At 38.5% G+C, this 18691-nt stretch carries 18 protein-coding genes; 10 read left to right on the top strand and 8 right to left on the bottom strand.

Going from position 1 to position 18691, the window contains the following annotated elements; translation table 11 throughout:
- Nucleotides 1-14: 14 nt before the first annotated feature.
- Complete coding sequence (sfsA, locus tag ACT29I_RS21790; RefSeq protein WP_444794402.1) at nt 15-707, bottom strand: DNA/RNA nuclease SfsA; 693 nt, start codon at nt 705-707, stop codon at nt 15-17.
- A 181-nt stretch (nt 708-888) separates the two neighbouring features.
- Here sfsA and ACT29I_RS21785 point away from each other — a divergent pair, with 181 nt between their 5' ends.
- The 3 genes from ACT29I_RS21785 to ACT29I_RS21775 all read left to right on the top strand — a co-directional run bounded on the left by ACT29I_RS21785 (nt 889) and on the right by ACT29I_RS21775 (nt 3151).
- Nucleotides 889-1128, top strand: a complete 240-nt coding sequence (locus tag ACT29I_RS21785) for a YkgJ family cysteine cluster protein (protein WP_430933324.1) — start codon at nt 889-891, stop codon at nt 1126-1128.
- An 86-nt stretch (nt 1129-1214) separates the two neighbouring features.
- The gene (locus ACT29I_RS21780) at nt 1215-1946 is read left to right on the top strand and encodes a lysophospholipid acyltransferase family protein (RefSeq protein WP_430933325.1); all 732 of its coding nucleotides are present in this window, start codon (nt 1215-1217) and stop codon (nt 1944-1946) included.
- A 293-nt stretch (nt 1947-2239) separates the two neighbouring features.
- On the top strand, nt 2240-3151 hold the full coding sequence (locus ACT29I_RS21775; RefSeq protein WP_444794401.1) for a spondin domain-containing protein: 912 nt from the start codon (nt 2240-2242) through the stop codon (nt 3149-3151).
- A 34-nt stretch (nt 3152-3185) separates the two neighbouring features.
- Here the strand turns inward: ACT29I_RS21775 and ACT29I_RS21770 are convergent, their stop codons facing one another.
- Complete coding sequence (locus tag ACT29I_RS21770; protein ID WP_430933327.1) at nt 3186-4880, bottom strand: RluA family pseudouridine synthase; 1695 nt, start codon at nt 4878-4880, stop codon at nt 3186-3188.
- Nucleotides 4881-5055: 175 nt separating this feature from the next.
- On the opposite strand from ACT29I_RS21770, the gene ACT29I_RS21765 reads away from it, so the two are divergent.
- Nucleotides 5056-5274 carry a putative signal transducing protein gene (locus ACT29I_RS21765; RefSeq protein WP_430933328.1) on the top strand — a complete coding sequence of 73 codons (219 nt, stop codon included), beginning with the start codon at nt 5056-5058 and terminating at the stop codon, nt 5272-5274.
- Nucleotides 5275-5282: 8 nt separating this feature from the next.
- Nucleotides 5283-5666: a DUF423 domain-containing protein gene (locus ACT29I_RS21760; RefSeq protein ID WP_430933329.1), complete on the top strand. Its 384-nt coding sequence runs from the start codon at nt 5283-5285 to the stop codon at nt 5664-5666.
- 37 nt (nt 5667-5703) lie between these two features.
- Here ACT29I_RS21760 and ACT29I_RS21755 read toward each other — a convergent pair whose 3' ends face one another.
- Both ACT29I_RS21755 and ACT29I_RS21750 read right to left on the bottom strand, forming a co-directional pair.
- Nucleotides 5704-7596 carry a M56 family metallopeptidase gene (locus ACT29I_RS21755; protein ID WP_444794400.1) on the bottom strand — a complete coding sequence of 631 codons (1893 nt, stop codon included), beginning with the start codon at nt 7594-7596 and terminating at the stop codon, nt 5704-5706.
- Nucleotides 7597-7674: 78 nt separating this feature from the next.
- A complete protein-coding gene (locus ACT29I_RS21750) occupies nt 7675-8061 on the bottom strand; it encodes a BlaI/MecI/CopY family transcriptional regulator (protein ID WP_444794399.1) in 387 nt (128 codons plus the stop codon).
- Nucleotides 8062-8355: 294 nt separating this feature from the next.
- Between ACT29I_RS21750 and ACT29I_RS21745 the strand changes: the two genes are divergently transcribed.
- From ACT29I_RS21745 to ACT29I_RS21725, 5 genes are all read left to right on the top strand, one after another.
- The gene (locus tag ACT29I_RS21745; RefSeq protein WP_444794398.1) at nt 8356-10080 is read left to right on the top strand and encodes a T9SS type A sorting domain-containing protein; all 1725 of its coding nucleotides are present in this window, start codon (nt 8356-8358) and stop codon (nt 10078-10080) included.
- Nucleotides 10081-10318: 238 nt separating this feature from the next.
- Nucleotides 10319-11977, top strand: coding sequence for an alpha-amylase family glycosyl hydrolase (locus ACT29I_RS21740; RefSeq protein WP_444794397.1), 1659 nt, complete (start codon nt 10319-10321; stop codon nt 11975-11977).
- A gap of 165 nt (nt 11978-12142) precedes the next feature.
- Nucleotides 12143-13702, top strand: a complete 1560-nt coding sequence (locus tag ACT29I_RS21735) for a hypothetical protein (RefSeq protein WP_444794396.1) — start codon at nt 12143-12145, stop codon at nt 13700-13702.
- Nucleotides 13703-14040: 338 nt separating this feature from the next.
- The gene (locus ACT29I_RS21730; RefSeq protein ID WP_430933335.1) at nt 14041-14808 is read left to right on the top strand and encodes an exonuclease domain-containing protein; all 768 of its coding nucleotides are present in this window, start codon (nt 14041-14043) and stop codon (nt 14806-14808) included.
- Between the two features lie 122 nt (nt 14809-14930).
- Entirely contained in the window at nt 14931-15545 is a 615-nt protein-coding gene (locus ACT29I_RS21725) for a fumarylacetoacetate hydrolase family protein (RefSeq protein WP_430933336.1), read from the top strand.
- Nucleotides 15546-15614: 69 nt separating this feature from the next.
- Here ACT29I_RS21725 and ACT29I_RS21720 read toward each other — a convergent pair whose 3' ends face one another.
- The 4 genes from ACT29I_RS21720 to ACT29I_RS21705 all read right to left on the bottom strand — a co-directional run bounded on the left by ACT29I_RS21720 (nt 15615) and on the right by ACT29I_RS21705 (nt 18682).
- Nucleotides 15615-16193 (bottom strand): DNA-3-methyladenine glycosylase I, encoded by a 579-nt coding sequence (locus ACT29I_RS21720; protein ID WP_430933337.1) that lies wholly within the window; start codon nt 16191-16193, stop codon nt 15615-15617.
- A 110-nt stretch (nt 16194-16303) separates the two neighbouring features.
- A complete protein-coding gene (locus tag ACT29I_RS21715) occupies nt 16304-16546 on the bottom strand; it encodes a hypothetical protein (protein ID WP_430933338.1) in 243 nt (80 codons plus the stop codon).
- Nucleotides 16547-16909: 363 nt separating this feature from the next.
- Nucleotides 16910-17119 carry a hypothetical protein gene (locus ACT29I_RS21710; protein ID WP_430933339.1) on the bottom strand — a complete coding sequence of 70 codons (210 nt, stop codon included), beginning with the start codon at nt 17117-17119 and terminating at the stop codon, nt 16910-16912.
- Between the two features lie 168 nt (nt 17120-17287).
- A complete protein-coding gene (locus ACT29I_RS21705) occupies nt 17288-18682 on the bottom strand; it encodes an NfeD family protein (protein WP_444794395.1) in 1395 nt (464 codons plus the stop codon).
- Nucleotides 18683-18691: the final 9 nt, after the last annotated feature.

Here is an 18691-nt window from a genome sequence, read left to right as displayed (position 1 = left end):
GTTGGTATCTTCGGTTATATTTCAAAAGATAGTTTCTGTGTTAACTCAATACCTGCTGGACTTACTTCTGCTATATATGGAAATATCTCAACACCATGTTCATATGCCTCTTTTAAGGCCAAAGCATAGTCGGGATCTATTTCCTTTGCCGCTCCGAAGGAGTCGATATCTTGTCTTTGAATCACATAAAACATAATAGCTCTTATCCCGGCCTTTTTTACTTCGATCAGTGTCTTCAGGTGCTTTTGTCCTCTGGTAGTTACCGCATCCGGAAACAGGGCTTTGTTACCAACCTTCATGGTCACGTTCTTGACTTCGATAAAACATTTTTCCGTTTCATTTTCGGCATAAACATCAAAACGGCTATCTCCGAACTGAACTTCCCTTTTTACGTTTGAATATTGGTCGATACCGGTAATTGTATGGTCTCTGATGGCTTCAAAAACAAGTTGGTTTGGGATACTTGTATTGATGCCAATCCACTGGTTGTTGATAAAAATCATTTCCCAGGTAAATTTGGTTTTTCGTTTAGGATCTGCGGCGCGGGAAAGATAAACGGGAGCTCCTTCCTCAATGCATGTCTTCATGCTTCCCGAATTGGTGCAATGCGCCACTACCACCGACCCATCTTCCAATTGTACATCCGTTAAAAATCGCTTGTATCTCTTTATCAATTTGCCAGGGACCAGTTTTGTTTCGAATTTCATAGTTGATGATTTTGTTCAGGAGCAAATATACTATTGTTCTCTTAGCGTTACTCATCTGTTTATGGCGACCGTTCGAAAAACTTTGCAAAATACATTTTGGCCAAATACCATTTCTAATATTTTTTAAGATGGTATGATATTGTTGTCAAAATAAATTAATATATTTTTGCGGTCAAAAATTATGGATTGTAGAGTAGGATGTGCGGCCTGTTGCATAGCTCCTTCAATATCATCGCCTTTGCCTAAAATGCCAGACGGGAAACCAGCGGGAGTGGCTTGTGCGCATTTAACTCATGATTTCAAATGCGAATTGTTTGGCAAAAAGGAACGACCTGATGTTTGTGGTGGATTCAAAGCGGAGCCTGAGTTTTGTGGTAATCATAGGGGCGAGGCCATTAAAATTTTAAGTGAACTAGAATAATTTAAGTGTAAAGTAACGAAAAATGAGTAAGGGAGATTTTGAAAGGCCTCTATACTTGATCCTTACATCTTAATACTTATTTGAACATGAATGCTATCGGAAACTTCTTCTACCAGGTTTATAAGTGGATTATTTTTATCCCTGTATTTGCGATTGCAAGTATTGTTTTTTCGATTGGGGCCGGTTTGCTTGCGGTACTTATTTCACCCGGGGCAGGAAGCTTAAGTGGTGTGATGTGGGCTAAAACTGTTGCGTTTTTTACACCGATGCGTGTAAAAGTGGAGGGTAAAGAAAATATTAAGAAGGAACAGTCGTATGTAATTGTAGCTAACCATCAGAGTGCCTATGATATTTTTGCGCTTTACGGGTTTCTGGGTATCGATTTCCGATGGGTGATGAAAAAAGAACTTCGCCATGCTTTCTTTATAGGGCCGGCCAGTGCTAAAGTGGGGCATATTTTCATCGACCGGTCTTCACCCAAAGCTGCCTTCGAGTCCATAAAGGAAGCCAAAAATAAACTGGTAAACGGAACTTCGGTGGTTATTTTTCCTGAAGGAACCCGGAGCGGGAGTAACAGCGTTAGGCCTTTTAAAACCGGAGCCTTTAAAATGGCCGAAGCACTTGAGCTACCTATTCTTCCGGTAACGATAAAAGATACCCATAAAGTATACGGAGGGGGGACTTTTAATGTACTGCCCGGGAAAGTGAATCTTACTATAAATCCCTGCATAGACACTTCAAAATACAAAGGTGATATTCGGGCTTTAATGGATGTTACCAAAGAGGTGTTAATTGGGCCTATCAAAGAGTTTAATTAGCAATTCTATTATTTACATCTGTTTTCAAATAAGGACAAGATTTTAAATTGTGGTAAAGCAACGTATACCAGGTTTCAAAACACTATCAACGTGCAGGCAAAGCAATAAGGATACTCCTATATATCAAACAACGAAGTTAACAATTTGCGTTTCGTAAATTATACCAATAAAAAATATGATATTTCAAGAGCTGTATGGCAAAGGATGAACAACTGAATTAATACTTGAAATAACATCGTAAACTGTCAGTGTTTTCATGTTAATGCGACCAATTATTTTTAAAACAACATACTATGAAAGCTTTTACCTTTTTTACTGTTTTGTTATTAGTGCTTTCAATAGCACCGGTTGTAGGTCAGTCTGCTGCCACTTATGATGTTACCTTTACAAGTGTTTGGAACGAAACGCACCATACCAGTGTGCCTGGAAATGTACATTGGTCGAAGCTGGTGGGGGCCACACACAAATCAGCCAACACCTTTGTGGGAATAGGAAGTGTAGCGTCGCCAGGGCTAAAAGGCGTGGCCGAACTAGGAAATAATACTGTATTTAATGGTGAAGTAAATACTGCCATATCAAGTGGCGAGGCGGATCAATATATCGACGGGCCTAATTTAGGGAGCGCAACCGGAGATATGATGATTTCCATGTTAGAGGTAAGTGAGGATTTTCCTTTGCTGACCTTGGTTTCCATGATTGCACCAAGTCCGGACTGGTTTATAGCATTGAACAGCTTTAACTTGTTGGACGCTGAGGGAGCGTGGAAAGAATCAGTTACCATGGACATATTTGCCTACGATGCAGGTACTGACAGCGGAACAGATTACACTTCTGGCGATATGGTTACGAATCCTTTTCAGAATATATTAATGATTAATGGGCCGCCTATCAATGGAAATAAAATGGGGACTATTACTGTTACTTTATTGACTTCAACAGAGGTAGTCGGTACTGATGTGCTTGAAAATATCAGAATCTTTCCAAATCCCGTTACTCACGGTAAGGTTTCTATTAGCGGAGGATTGAAATCCTTTAAGAAGGTTGATATTTTCGATTCTTTGGGATCGCAGGTTAAATCGATAGTTGGAAATCAACAACAGTCTCTTTGGGATTTAAACGTTGAAGGTTTATCGGAAGGAATCTATATTTTAAGACTGACAACCAATGCTAATAAAACGGTTACGCGTAAATTGATTATCAAGTAGCACCCATTTAGTGGTATTTGATACGATGAGGAGTTTAAAAATCCGCATCCGCTTTTATTTTAATTTTTTCGTTGGTTACAGGGTGGCTAAACTCCAGGTATTCCGCATGTAAATATAACCGGTTGCTTTTTATACCATATAAATCGTCCCCAACAATAGGCATATTTAATCCTTGGGGATGTGCCGCATGAACCCTGAGTTGGTGTGTTCGGCCAGTGATAGGAAAAAAATGAACTTTTGTTTTTCCATCCTTCCTTTCGATTACCTTGAATTTGGTGATGGCACGTTTGCCATATTCGTAACAGACTAATTGTCGGGGACGGTCGTCTAAATCGACCCGTAAAGGCAGTTTGATAAGACCTTGATCTTGTTCTATAATTCCATCTAACAACGCAACATATCTTTTCTGAACGGTTCTGTCCAAGAATTGTTTTTGCAATATTTTATGCGCTTCCTTGTTTTTGGCCACTAAAATCAATCCCGAAGTTGACATATCTAAACGGTGAACCAATAATGGCCCTGTTGCTTCAGGATATTTTTGCTGTATTCTATAAAAAACGGAGTCTCCCGTTTCTTTGCCTGGCACCGATAAAAACTCGGCCGGTTTGTTAACGACCAATACATCCTTATCCTCAAAAACAATTTCCAGTTCATCCTCATGGATGGTTGGTGATTGTATGGGATTTTCGTCCATAGGTATCCCTTTAAGCATATGCCCCAAAATCGGTTCACATTTTCCTCGGCACGAAGGATAAAAGTTTTTGTGTTTCCTGATTTCTGATTTGGGACTCTGACCCCACCAGAATTCGGCCATCGCTATGGGCTTTAGTTTATGCTGAAAAGCAAATTGAAACAACTTTGGAGCAGCGCAGTCCCCGGCACCAGCCGGAGGAACATTTAGCGAAGTATTGGCAAATATTTCACTAACACCCATTGTTTCGCCATCTTTGTTTAGAAATTGGTACTGGTCAAACAGTTTTTGCTGCAGGGCAGCCGAACGTTCCTTTCTTTCTTCTTTAAGAGAATCAATTTTGTCGGTAAATATTCGAAGCTTATTTTGGTTTTGGGTAATTCTTTCCTGCCATTGTTTTTTGAGTTGCTTGTAATCGTACTGTTGTTTTAGGCTTTCTTGTTTCAGCTCTTCCGCCAGCTTATCAAATTCTGTTTGGCTCAGCTCATGTTTTCCAATGTTTCTTCGGTCCTTACGGGCATTTTTGGCATTTTTCATGAATTGCCGGAATTCTTGCAATTCTTTTTCGGATTTTTCTATTTCGTTGATGTTAATTTTTTCGCACTCGAGGTATGCAGCATCATTTTCCAGTGCTTCAATTTTATGATTGATCTTACTTATTTGATCTTCCTCAATCTTAAAAAAACCATCCTTATCCAGTAAGTCATATATCGGAGGTACAAAACCCGGGAGATGGTTTGTTTCAGCCAGCTTACCGCTAAACGCAGATAGAAAACCTAGTTGTCCATCTTTTTTTTGAACCACCAAAACACCAAACATTTTACCGATATTGCTTCCCTCAACAAAATGATCCAGGCCAAAATCGTGATGCCATTTTTTTTGGGTGAGGAGGAGGTGTTGCAGTTGATTGGCTGCCTTAACACACAATGCGTGCGGTTCATAGTAAAATGGATACGTGAATTTATCTGGTAATTTTATGTGACTTATATCTTCGATAAATTTAGTGAAACAGCTACCTGTGGTATATTCTTTTTGCATTCGTTACGGGTAAAATATTGGCAAAAATACAAAGGAATAGGATCAATTCGCTAATTTATCGTAAAAAGTTAGATATACTCCATCGCATTGCTTTTGCATATATCAAATAAATAACATACCTTAAAAATGAACTAGAGGAATTTTATTTTTACTTAACTATAAAAATTATTGGGAGATGAAAAAGGTCATATATGGACATAGGGTTGATATTGCAATTTACAAAGATCTTTTGGTAGATGCAGGAATTGAGTGTTTAGTTAAAAACGAATTTGAAGAGGCTGCGAGTGCAGGTTTTGGTTCCGGTTTGCCGGGCAATGCCGATTTATTTGTGGATGAGGCCGATTTTGAGAAAGCGGAGGGAATTATAAATTCGTATAAAGAAACCAATCCATAGGTGCGTTAATGAAGAAAATAGTTCTGTTGATCGGTGCATCTTATGGTCTGCTATCGGTTGTTTTAGGTGCATTTGGGGCACATGCCTTAAAAAAAGTATTGGGTATAGAAGCCTTAAAAAGTTTTGAAACCGGTGTCAAATATCAAATGTACCACGCCGTGGTGCTGTTACTGGTCGGTTTTTATTTTTCGTTTTCTACTAAAATGGAAAACATGATGGCGTGGTCCTTTATAATGGGTACTTTCTTGTTTTCGGTGAGCATTTATTTTTTAGCCATGAGTAAGGCTTGGAATGTTTCATTGAGCTGGTTGGGCCCCGTTACTCCATTGGGCGGGCTGTTGCTGATTGTGGGCTGGGCTCTTTTACTGGTTAATATTTACAACAAGTTTTAAGTCAATGACCAATGGCTAATTTTCTGCAGGCGGTCGACTAATCTTTTTGCTCCTTCTCCATCTCCTTCAGTTCTTTTTTGAGTTCTTTTTTCCTTTGTGTCATTTCCTTTTTTAGCTCTTCCATTTCCTTTTTGAGCTGTTCTTTTTCTCTTACAATATCTTCTCTTTCCCGGCGTAATTCCTCTCCTTCAATTTCCCGTTCGGCAGCTTTCAGTTCCATTTCTATCTCTGCTTCAATCAAGGAGTCTAGGTTCATGTTTTTGATTTGTCGACCTGCCAACTCAATGGCTACATTGGCCGCTTCCAACGAGGTTTCAACAATCGCTTCAATATCCATATTTTTCAGCACTTCAGCTGCTATTTTCAAACCCGATTCTGCAGCTTCCAATGATAGCTCGGTGATGGCTTCGACATCTTCCATATCTTGTATTTCCTTCATGGTCTTTTTGTTTTCCTTTATAGCCTGTCTTATTTCTTCCCTGGCTACTTTGAGGCCTGCTCGTATTTCTTTTTGGATAGAATCGGAATTTATTTCGCTGATGGCTGCATCAATTTCTATTCGCGCATCCTTGAGCTCAGCCTGAATATGTTCGAAGTTGATTTCTTGTAATGCGAGATTAATTTCTTGCATTATCTCGGAGGAAAGTGATTGATCTTTTTCCGAAAGTGCTATCTCGATGGCTCGTTCTATTTCCTCCGACAACTCTTCTTTTTCCCTGGCCAATTCCACGTTTTTTTCAACTTCTTGCAAAATACTATCTTTTAGTGCTTTTGCTTTTTGGGGAGGCAATGGTGTTGCAGGTGGATTGGGTGTAACCGCTTCCTTTACGGCTTCTTTATTTTGGTTTACAGGATAAATACTCTCGTTATACTGATTCCCAACTGAAAACGAAACCAAAAGTATACTGCTGATGATAATACAGGCCGCTATAAGACCTTCTGAAATATTTGTTTTCATAACTCTTCGCTTTTGAATACGTTTAATTCTTTCTAACAAACTTCCTTTTTTCTTACTGAAAGCCATTGAAAGATTCTCTTGCTGATAACTGAAAATATGAGCTTGGGTAAGCGCTTTGGCATAGGTAACCTGGTCGCCCGTAATAATAATGGCGATATCGTCGCATGCATGCTCCCTCTCTGCTCTAATATGTTTCGAAATAGCCCAGACGGCGGGATGATAAAAGAATAAGATCTCAATGACCGATTGAATAATGTTGAACAAGTAATCGTTACGTACGATATGAGCCAGTTCATGTGCAATAATGGCTTCTATTTCTTTATCGGTTAAACCGGAGAATGCCCTAACCGGAAATAGAATGATAGGTTTTAAAAATCCAAGTGTAAGTGGAGTATTGGTATGAGGCGATTTATACGCTTCGACCTCTCTTGAAATATTTAAAACAGTAGCAAATCCTTTTAATTTTTCCATCCATTTTTCTTCAAAAGGAAGGAGTTGAAGGGTTCGTAACCGCCTGTTATAGGCCAATCCTCCAAGCAGCCTGACCGTGAATAGTCCTATTCCAATAAGCCAAATGCTTAAGAATAAGGGAAAGTTTCGCTGGAACCAGGCTCTTACCTTCACTAATTTAATGTTGTAGTTTGAGGTCATTACAGATGCTGTTGTTTCCTGACCCATGTTTTGATTTGCATTTTTAAAATAATTGGGGTTGCTTAATAACTCGCTTTTAAGCATTTGCTTTTCCTGCGCATAACTGTAAGCGTGTACAAACGTAGAGACTGACCAGCCCAAAAATATAACCAATGCGGTAAACGAGATAAAATATCTTACCTGGGCACTGTGTCTGTTTAATAAGGCCAATAGAATAAGTAAACCGATTAAAATAATAAATCCTTGCCACAACGCATGAATAATTGTCCATCCAAGGGCTTCAGTTATGGCTGGTGAAAATATGCTTTGCATTGAATTCATGACAAATCAGGTTAAGTTGAAATGAGTAAAGTGTAAGTTCGTGTTTTTTTAGGCGAACGAAATGAATTATTTATCGTTCTATTTCAAAGATGATTTATTTTCCATTTGTTCAATAATTTGTTTTATCTCATCCAATTCTTCTTTCGAAGTCTTTTTATTACCCAATAACTGCATTACCAATGAACTGGCAGACCCTCCAAACGCGGAATCCACAAAACGATCCAGCAAACGTCCTCTGGTTTCTTCCTTTTCGTAATTGCTAAAGTACAGGTGGCTTTTTCCATTGGGTTCCCTTCTCAACAGTCCTTTTGCAGTCATTTTTTGCATGATCTTTAATGTGGTGGTATAACCAACATCTTTAGTTTTGCATATTAACTCGTGAATCTCCTTTACGGTTAATGGTTCTGTCTTCCATAGGATATTTAAAACTTCCAATTCCGCTGCTGTAGGTGCTATCTTTTCCATCTTCTTTATTTGTTACGACTCTTGTCGTACAAATATATACGACATTTGTCGTAATTGCAAATTTTCTTTTGATTTCTTGTTTGTTGCATTCGGAACATATTCGACCGATTGGACGGTTTTTGGGGTTGTAAGTATTGTATTAATATATCAGGAAGGTAATTGAAAGGTGTTGGTTATTAAAAAGTTTAGAGGATATTTTTTTTTCGATTAAAAACAGTTTCACGTAAATTCATAAGGCCATCTTAAGGTATTATGTTGTTATTGTTGTAATTTTGTAGTGCTAAATTAATGATTATGATGATACTGTTACATAATATATTATCAGCCAAAAGAAGTCTGTTCAAGTGGATGTCCACTTCTTTTCTGTTATGTTTTTACATCACCTCGGTTATTGCAAATTCGGACCCACAGGATGCTAATACTTTGGGAAAGGATAAAACCTTGGATGTGGTTACCTGGAATCTGCAATGGTTTGGAGCTCCTTATAAATCAAGTAATGCGAGAACCTTTGAGGAACAGTTAACTTATGTTAGTGACAAGATTTTAGCCATGAATGCGGATGTGTATGCCCTTCAGGAAGTGGTTTCCGACAAAGTAAACGGATATTTCTTAACCGAGCTGATCGAACAATTAAACACCGAATCATCGGAAAACAAATATTGGGGCATTGTTTCCGACAGGTACAGCTTTTCGTGGAATACGCCCTCTAATGATTTTCCTTCGCAATGTGTGTGTTATATTTTTAATACAAACACAGTGGGAGTGATAAATAGGTTCGCCATGTTTGGTGATGTTTATCAGGATAATTCTACGCAATCCATTGAAGGGTACGATGGAACTGCAAGCATGTTTTGGAGTAGTGGTAGGTTACCCTATTTTATGGAAGCCATTGTTTCCGTGGATGGCAAGAGTGAGGTGGTCAATTTTATTAATATTCATGCTAAAGCCTATTCGGAAGATTGGAAAAGGAGAGAGGATGATGGCGATTACTTATATAATGCCTTGATCAGCCATTATGGTGATGATAATTTGATTATGCTGGGTGATTATAATGATGAAACCAGTTCAACGAACAGTCCATACAACATATGGTACGCAAACGATAATCTTCATTTTCTCGATGTTGCCGGAGATGGGATAGATCATATCAGTGTATCCAACGAATTATATCCTGAATTTAATAGTTTACTAAATAATGAATATTCGGAAGAAGTTACCATATCCGATCATGATCCGGTGATGATAAGACTTTTGTTGGATTCTGAAAAAGAACTACAATCAGTAACTTTAAGTTCAGTGGCAGAACAGCAGTATGGTAATAAAATTCAGTTGTCAGGCGCTTCAAGTTCAGGTTTACCCGTGGAATATGTGGTGATTTCCGATAATGCTGCCATTGATGGCGATATGCTGGAAGTAACAGGTTATGGAACAATCGTTGTTCAGGCGGTTCAGAAAGGAGATGCGCAATATGCACCTGCTTTTTCAGATGCCGTTTATATAAGTGTGACTAAGGAGGATCAAACGATAACATTCGATCCAATTACAACCAAAACAATTGGTGATGATCCATTTTACATTAGTGCCACGGCAACATCAGGGTTGTCGGTAAGTTTCGAAGTGGTATCGGGAGGTGTAACTTTAAGTGGTAAAAAAGTGACTTTGGAAGAGGTTGGCGAAGTAGTTATTAAAGCGATGCAAGAAGGTAATGACCAATATAATGCAGCACCCGAAGTAACGCAAACCTTTATGGTGGAAGAAGAAAACGGGATAGAGGAAGAGTATGCCCGTCAGGTTGGTATTTTCCCAAATCCAACTACAGGACAAATTACAATATCGGTCCCTGACGTAACGGATAAAACAATCCGCTTTTTTGATTTATCAGGAAAAAAGGTGACGGAATTTAATTTTTTTGGTAACGAAAGGAAGTTTGATTTGAGTGCTTTACCCAATGGATTGTTCTTTGTTCAAATAACATCCGGAAGTATTACGATCACTAAAAAAATACAGGTACGACACTAAAATTTGGCTAAAAAGAAGCGTATAAAGCTTCCGGAAAATATAAGCCGAAATGGAGAAAAAGGCGCCGATTCGGCATTTTTTCGTTACTTGCCTAATGTTTTTTCAAAAAAAATGGCATTTATCGCAAACGGTTGAAATAAGATGATCCTGTTGTAAGTGTATGTATTGTAGTAGTGTAGCGGTTTTGAGAGCAGTCGGATATTGTTACCTTTGAATAAATAAAATCAAAAAAAAACCGATGACTACAAGAAATCTACTTATTGGGCTAGCTATCTTATTATTGAGTAGTTGTGCGCAAAAACAACAACAAGTGCAAGAAGCTCCTTTTGTATGGGAGAATGCCAACGTTTACTTTTTATTGACTGACCGCTTCAATAATGGAGACACAACCAATGATGTCAATTTTGAAAGAGATGAAGAAACAGGCGTTTTGCGAGGTTTTATGGGCGGTGATTTTAGAGGGATTATCAATAAAATAAATGAAGGGTATTTCAACGATTTGGGGGTGAACGCCCTTTGGTTTTCTCCTATTGCCGAACAAGTCCATGGCAGTGTTGACGAGGGTACCGGAAATACTTATGGTTATCATGGTTACTGGGCCAAGGACTGGACCCGTATAGATCCTAACTGGGGTACCGAAGAGGATTTTGCCGAGTTGGTGGATGTTGCCCATAAAAGAGGAATAAGGATAGTGATGGACGTGGTGATCAACCATACCGGACCTGTGACAGACAAAGATCCTGTGTATGGAGATAGCTGGGTTCGAACCAAACCACAATGTAAGTACAAGACTTATGAATCTACCGTAACATGTACTTTGGTGGAAAACCTACCCGATGTAAAAACAGAAAGTGACAAAGAGGTTAATCTGCCCGACGTTTTAATTGATAAGTGGACAAAGGAAGGGCGTCTGGAAGAAGAAATGGAGGAACTAAATGCCTTTTTTGCAGAGACGGGTTATCCTCGCGCACCACGATTTTATATCATGAAATGGTTGACTGATTTTGTGCGTAAATATGGCGTTGATGGATATAGGATTGATACAGCCAAGCACACCGAAGAATCCATTTGGGGAGAGTTGTACGAGGTGGCCAAGAAGGCATTTGCCGACTGGAAAGCTGCACATCCCGATCAGGTGTTAGATGACAATGAGTTTTATACGGTAGGTGAGGTGTATAACTATGGTGCCTCAACCGGAAGAATGTTTGATAATGGAGGGGTTCAGGTTGATTATTTTGCCAATGGTATGGATGCGTTAATCAATTTTGAACTAAAAGGCGATGCTTTAAAAGAGTATGAATTTATATTCTCGAAGTATTCCAAAATATTGAATAATGAGTTGAAAGGTAAATCATTATTGCACTACCTGGCTTCGCATGATGACAGTCATTCGTTCGATAAGGAAAGAAAAATGTCCTTTAAAGGAGCTAACAGTTTACTACTTTGCCCGGGAGCTTCACAAATATACTATGGCGATGAAACCAATCGCTCATTAATTATAGAAGGAACGGTTGGCGATGCGACCTTACGTTCTTTTATGAATTGGAATGATATTTTGGCCAACACGGTTGTAAACGGGGTTGGTGCCTATGATTTACTTACGCATTATCAAAAGCTTGGGAAATTCAGGGCTGCCAATCCCTCGGTTGGAGCGGGTGTTCATACGCAAATTTCGGAGGAGCCATATGTTTTTAAAAGAGAATATAACAATGGTGCATATATCAATAAGGTTGTGGTCGGACTCGAATTACCGCTTGGGAAAAAGGAAATTTCGGTTAGTGATGTTTTTGAAAACGGTACAGTTGTAAAGGATAATTATTCGGGTGCGACCGCTAAAGTTAAAGATAACAAAGTAACTATAGAAACTGAATTTGACATAGTGCTGCTGTCTCTATAAAATTGAACAAGGACAATATGATAGGGCATCCATAAACTTGGGTGCCCTCTTCTGATTGACATTGGAAATGATACTAAATTACATGGAGCTCAAATTAATTCTGATTAATTAATGACCTTAGCGTAAAACATTATATTTTAGTTACCGAATTTAACTATTTGGTATATGGGCAAGTTTCTACTGGGGTTGTTATTATTATTTGTGGTGATGCAAGATGTGCATACACAGAGCAAAAGCAAAAATGGAAATTATTATTATAAGTTGAAGACTTACGATAGGGCTATCAAAGGTTTTGAGAGGGAACTAAAGAAAAATCCCGATGATGAGAACTTGCTGGCAAAGTTAGCCGATTCCTATTTAAAATCAAACCTGAACAGGGCGCTTGCCTTGCCCTATGCTACTGAATTGGTCAAGAAAGATCCATCGGTACCAGATGTACTGATGTACGGGAAAGCACTTTTTTACTCCGATAAATATCGATTAGCGTTAGAACAGTTTGAGGAAGTTAAAAAGAAGACAAAATCCGACTCGGAAGAATTCAAGGAGGCTCAACAGTATTCTGAGTGGTTAATCAATGCTCAGGCCTACAAAAACAAGCCTGTAGATGTTAGTTTTATCAATGTTGGAAAAAAAATAAATACCGATAAGGACGAGCTGAATCCCATGGTTGCTGGAAATGATAAACTTTTAATGTACTCCAACAACAAGCGTTACCATTCCAAAATTGGCATTTATTATTATAATATTTGTGTTTCCGAGAATCATAATTTAGAATGGAGCAAAGCCAAAACCATCGGTAGTTCCATTAATTCAGGTTACGATGAAATTGTTTCCGGATTAACAAAAGATGGTAAAACCCTTTTTATTCACCATAATAGGGATTGGATAGAACAAATAGGGTACGCCAGCTATCTTGGGAACAATAAATTTTCAAGAATGGAACCTTTTGATGACCGGTGGAGCCGAAAGAAAGGCGCTTTTGGTGTTTGGCAATCTTCATCAACGGACACGTTATTGTTTGTAGGCGAAACAGAAACCGGTAACACGGATATTTTTTATGTGTTAAAATTACCTAATGGAGCGTATGGAGCAGCAAGAGCAGTTCCAGGAAGAATTAATACCCCGGCAAACGAAGATTTTCCGGTATTGACCGAAAATGGAAAGCGCTTGTATTTTTCTTCCAACGGAAGTGCTTCAATGGGAGGGTATGATTTATTTTATTCCGATTGGGATGAAGATAAAAACGAATGGGGCGAACCGATAAACCTGGGATATCCTGTCAATGATGCTTATGACAATTATACCATTACGCACACCAATGGCGCAAGGTATGCCTACGTAGCGGCAATACGGCCAGAAGGATACGGGGAAAGAGATATTTATAAGTTGGTTTTTAACGAGCATAGTGCGCCGAATATGATTTTGCGTTGTAAGGCTAGTCTACAAACTGATTCCGGAAACATAGTACCCCCATATAGTTTAAGGGCAGCGTTACATGATTCTATCAGCGGTGATTTGGTCGGCCGATACGCCTCATCTGCAGATTCAGCTAAATTTGCGATTGCTCTAGAGCCAGGAAAGTATTTGCTAAATTTTTATAACAAAGACTCGTTGTTGCTTTCAACTCCCTTAAATATCCCGGAAGCATGGTTTGATAATATACCGCAGGATAAAGAATTTATTTTGCCAAAGAAAAAGTCGAAATCGGAAAAAGTAAGCAAGTGAACCTGAACTATTCATATATCTACTTTCACAAGAATCAAGTTCAGTTTAACCCTGACCTAGGTGAAGTTAAACTTTAAAAAAAAGTTTTTACTGAGGCTTAGCCGCTGTCGGAGACAGAAATAATTCTTGAATTATTGGGGGAAAAGTTGTATACAACTACATTTCCTTTATTTTTGTGCTTAATCCTACTTGTTCGCTGTCGGGATTACCGTACATGAAATTCATATATCAGATAATTTATGAATCAGGCAGTTTATATTTATTGGAAGTGTCAGGTATAAAGAGATGTAATAGTATTGCGGCTTAATACTTGGTACTTAATTTTTTTAATTGTAAGAATGAAGCTTAATTTAAAGAATCCCATAGTATTCCTGGATTTAGAAACTACCGGAATAAACGTATCTACTGATAGAATTGTAGAATTGGCCGCCATAAAAATCAATCTGGATGGTTCGGAAGAAACACAACGGTATGTGATTAATCCCGAGATGCATATCCCCAAAAAAACATCTGAGATTCACGGTTTTTATGATGAGGACGTAAAAGATTGTCCTACTTTTAAAGAAGTGGCAAAAAAAGTGGCTAAGTTTATTGAGGGATGTGATTTGGGAGGATACAACTCCAATAAATTTGATATTCCATTGTTGGCCGAAGAATTTATCAGGGCCGGTGTAGATATAGAAATGAAAAAAAGGAAATTTGTGGATGTGCAAACCATTTTTCACAAAAAGGAAAAGAGGACTTTAGAAGCCGCATACAAGTTTTACTGCGCAAAAGAATTGGAGGACGCACACAGTGCCGAGGCAGACACGCGTGCTACCTATGAAGTGCTTAAGGCTCAGTTGGACAGGTATCCCGATTTGAAAAATGATATTGATTATTTGGCCGAGTTCTCTTCCTACAACAAGCATGCAGATTTTGCGGGTAGATTGGTGTTTGATGAGGACGGAGACGAATGTATTAACTTTGGAAAGCACAAAGGCAGGAAAGTTAAAGATGTTTTAGATACGGACCCCGGGTATTACGGTTGGATAATGCAAGGTGACTTTCCGCTGTACACCAAAAAAGTATTTACCAATATTAAATTAAGAGCGTTTAATAGGTAATTGGTTGGTTCTTTATGTTTCAAATTAAATGAGTATTGGTAATTTGAGTGTGACTAATGTGAATTAGCCTTGTAGACATATCTGTCATATCTTATCTAAAAATCTAGTGATCAAATATTGTAATGAAGATTATTTGTATTGGACGCAATTATGTCAATCATGCCAGAGAACTTGGAAACGAAGTTCCTGAAGAGCCGGTTATTTTTTTAAAGCCGGATACTGCATTGCTGCGAAACAACGAACCTTTCTTTGTGCCCGACTTTGCGGAAGAGTTTCATTACGAAACAGAGATGGTGGTTAAAATAAATCGTCTGGGTAAGAATATTGCTGCCCGGTTTGCACACAGATATTATGAGGAAATTGGCATGGGCATTGATTTTACCGCACGCGATTTACAAAGTAAATTAAAAACCAAGGGATTGCCGTGGGAGCGGGCCAAAGCATTTGACCGGTCGGCTGGTATCTCTAAAAACTTTATATCGAAGCATCGCTTTAAAGATATTCAAAACCTGAATTTTAAGTTGCTGGTGAACGGGGAAGAACGGCAAAAAGGATATACCGGGGATATGTTGTTTAAGGTGGATGACATTATTGCCTATGTTTCCAAATTCTTTACCCTTAAGATTGGGGATTTGCTTTATACCGGCACTCCTGCTGGTGTTGGAAAAGTAAATATAGGTGAGCGCTTCGAAGTTTTCCTCGAAAATGAAAAAATGATGGATTTCTTGATTAAATGATAATAGTAATATCTTGTCTGTTGCAATTTAATGACAATCATGGATTGACATTGTTGTTTTTTCGATTTTCTAATATAATGCTTTTACCTCCTCGTGTCTTTTGCAGTTGATAATGTGATCGTTGACCATGCCGGCAGCTTGCATAAAGGCATAAATAATGGTGGGGCCCACAAACTTAAAACCTCTTTTTTTAAGATCCTTGCTCATGACTTCCGCTTCAGGGCTAACGGCAGGGATATCGCTCATGGTTTTAAACTGGTTAACAATGGGTTTGTTACCAACAAAACGCCAGATATATGCATCAAAGGAACCATGCTCTTCAATTACTTTCATAAAAGCTTGGGCATTGGTTATGGCCGCTTTTACTTTGAGTTTGTTACGTATAATCCCACTGTCCTGAAGCAGTTCTGCTTCCTTACTTTCCGAATAAAGAGCTATCTTTTTCCAATCAAAATGATCGAAAGCTTTCCTGAAGTTTTCCCGTTTGTTTAAAATTGTACTCCAAGATAGGCCGGCTTGAAAAGCATCGAGTATTAAATACTCGAATAGTTTACGATCGTCATGTACGGGCACACCCCATTCCGTATTGTGATATTGTAGCATTATTTCGGATGTGGTACCCCATTGACACGTTTCGTGTTTGTCCATAGCAATTAATTTACAGCAAGTCCTGCTTGGTTTTGGCTTGGCCAAGTTAGGGCTTGCTGTTCCGCATCAGTTTATACAATGAATATTATTTGGAGACAAACCAGCTCCTGCTAATACTCATCGTCTTCGTCCTCTATTTCAAAATCTTGATCGAAATCAAAGTCTACTTTGTCATAATCAAGATTTTCAAGATCGTTTTCATCAAAATCATCATCCAAATCGTCGTAAATAGAAATTTTCTTGCTGATTTTTCCTGATTTAGATTTAACCGGTTTTAATCCGATTTTGTCATCAAATTCATTATTAGCGGAGCGCTTACCACTCTTCTTATTAAAATTCTGTTTTGATTTCATAATAATTAAGCCACTAAATTTCACTAATCACCCTTTATATATTGGGGCCGGGTGAGGCCGATTTATAAAATACAATTCTAAAGTGTTATTTGAAGTAACCAAATCAGCATAATATGCTCGGTTCAAAATAATAATTTTCGGGTTAAAAGTATAAGAATAAAAATAATTTGGAATGTTAAATAAATTGAGTCGGGTGTGCCAAAGTTCACAATGGCGGGTATATTTAGCCTTAAGACCAATATGGGATAAGAGTCTTTTTAAGCCGGTTGAAATCTTCATCCGGTATCTTATTAAAATGGCCAGTTTCATGACTTACAGAAAGCATTTTAGGGTAAACCTTCTGCTTTTTGATGTGATCATCTGTTAATACAAATCCTCTTCATCAAAGTAATAGTCATCATCCAAACCATGAAAACCTTCCCCGAGAACTTCTCCGAAGTCATCGGCTAACTCTTCCTGGATTTTCGTAGTCTTGTTTCTGTTAACAGGACTAGGACGATTTCCTTTTTTTTCTTCAAAATCCTCATATGAAGAAACGTTAGGTTTTCTTGTTTCAACTTTTCTCGATTTCATAACAAATCCTCCTATACTTTATGTTGTACGTGTATTATATTACGATTCTCAAATTAGTCAATTTTCTATATAAATATTACTCGAATCTACATTAAAAAGTTTTGTTTTTAAATTTTTTTTTCAATATTTTTTATCAACCCCAAACAATTTTTTGTTAAAGCTGTTTTTTTAAACGTCCCTGACAACATATAATTGACCGGACGCATATTTTATAACTTTGACTCTTTCTCCTTTATCTATCATCCCGATCTCCGCAACAGCATCGTATACTTCATTGTCCAGTTCTATCTTTCCCGAAGGGCGCAATGTAGTTTGAGCAATTCCGACTGAGCCAACAAGGTTTTGAGGTTCCTCATCTACGCTGATATAACCCAGATCCATATCCTGGGTGGTCTGTAAGGCAACCTTAGCCAATGGTCCGGTAGTGAATAGTCTTTGACTCAATGGGATGCCCACAATAAAGGCAAGAAACGTTCCGGCGGATACAATGATGAGTGACATAAACAACTCTTTTGCAGGTACATTAGAAAAATCAAACACTACATTGTCTACTAAGCTTAAGGTAAGACCTGTAAACACAAGGATTATTCCTGAAACACCTGCAATCCCAAATCCGGGAATCACAAATATTTCCAGTGCAATCAGGACCACACCAATGATAAACAGGATAATCTCCCAATTGGCAGCCAGGCCATCTATATACAGAGGTGCAAAATAAAGTACGGCTGCAATGGCCGATGCAAGCAACGGAAAACCTACACCCGGAGATTGAAGCTCAAAATATAATCCTCCAATAATCACCAATATTAAAATACCATGAAAAATAGGATTGGTCAGAAATCCTTTCAGGCCGCTGTAAAACGTAGGTTTGTAGGTGATAATCTGGAATTCACGATATCCGAGTTTTTCAATTACATCATTTATACTTTCGGCCGTGCCGTCACAAAAACCATGTTTAATAGCTTCAAGGGTGGTGAATGTCAGTATTTTACCTGTGTCTATTATTCCTGCGATATAGATGCTTTCGTCCACCATGGCTTCTGCAATATGCGGATCTCTTCGCCAAACATAAGTGGTATCTGTTCCCGTAACGATAGTGTCTTTACCATGTGCTTCCGCTGTGGCTCTGATGGTGGAGCGCATGTAACTCTGGTATTTGTCGGGCATTTTTTCACCTGACTGATTGACTACGGTTGCCGCTCCAATATTTGCGCCGGGACGCATAAAGATTCTATCGCAAGCAATGGAAATAAGTGCTCCGGCCGAGGCCGCATTGTTATCTATAAAAACGTGAACCGGAATTTTACTGTTCAATATTTTTGTTCGGATGGAATCGGCAAAGACTACCTGGCCTCCGTAGGTATTCAAATGGAGAAGAATCATGTCCGCGCCTATATCATTGGCTTCTTCAAAGGCATATTGGGTATGAATCCATGATGTGCTTCCGATCTCGCGCTTGATATCAAACTTGTACACAATGGCTTGATTCGGAATAGTATCATTCTGGGAAAAAGTTACCGTCGCAACAAGAAAAAGTGCAATAATATATGTGAGTCGTTTCATTTTAATTCT

This window comes from Saccharicrinis sp. GN24d3, assembly GCF_052400645.1.
Classification (GTDB): Bacteria; Bacteroidota; Bacteroidia; order Bacteroidales; family Marinilabiliaceae; genus Saccharicrinis.
Note: the sequence above shows the minus strand (reverse complement) of the source record. Positions and strands in the feature narration are given on the sequence as shown.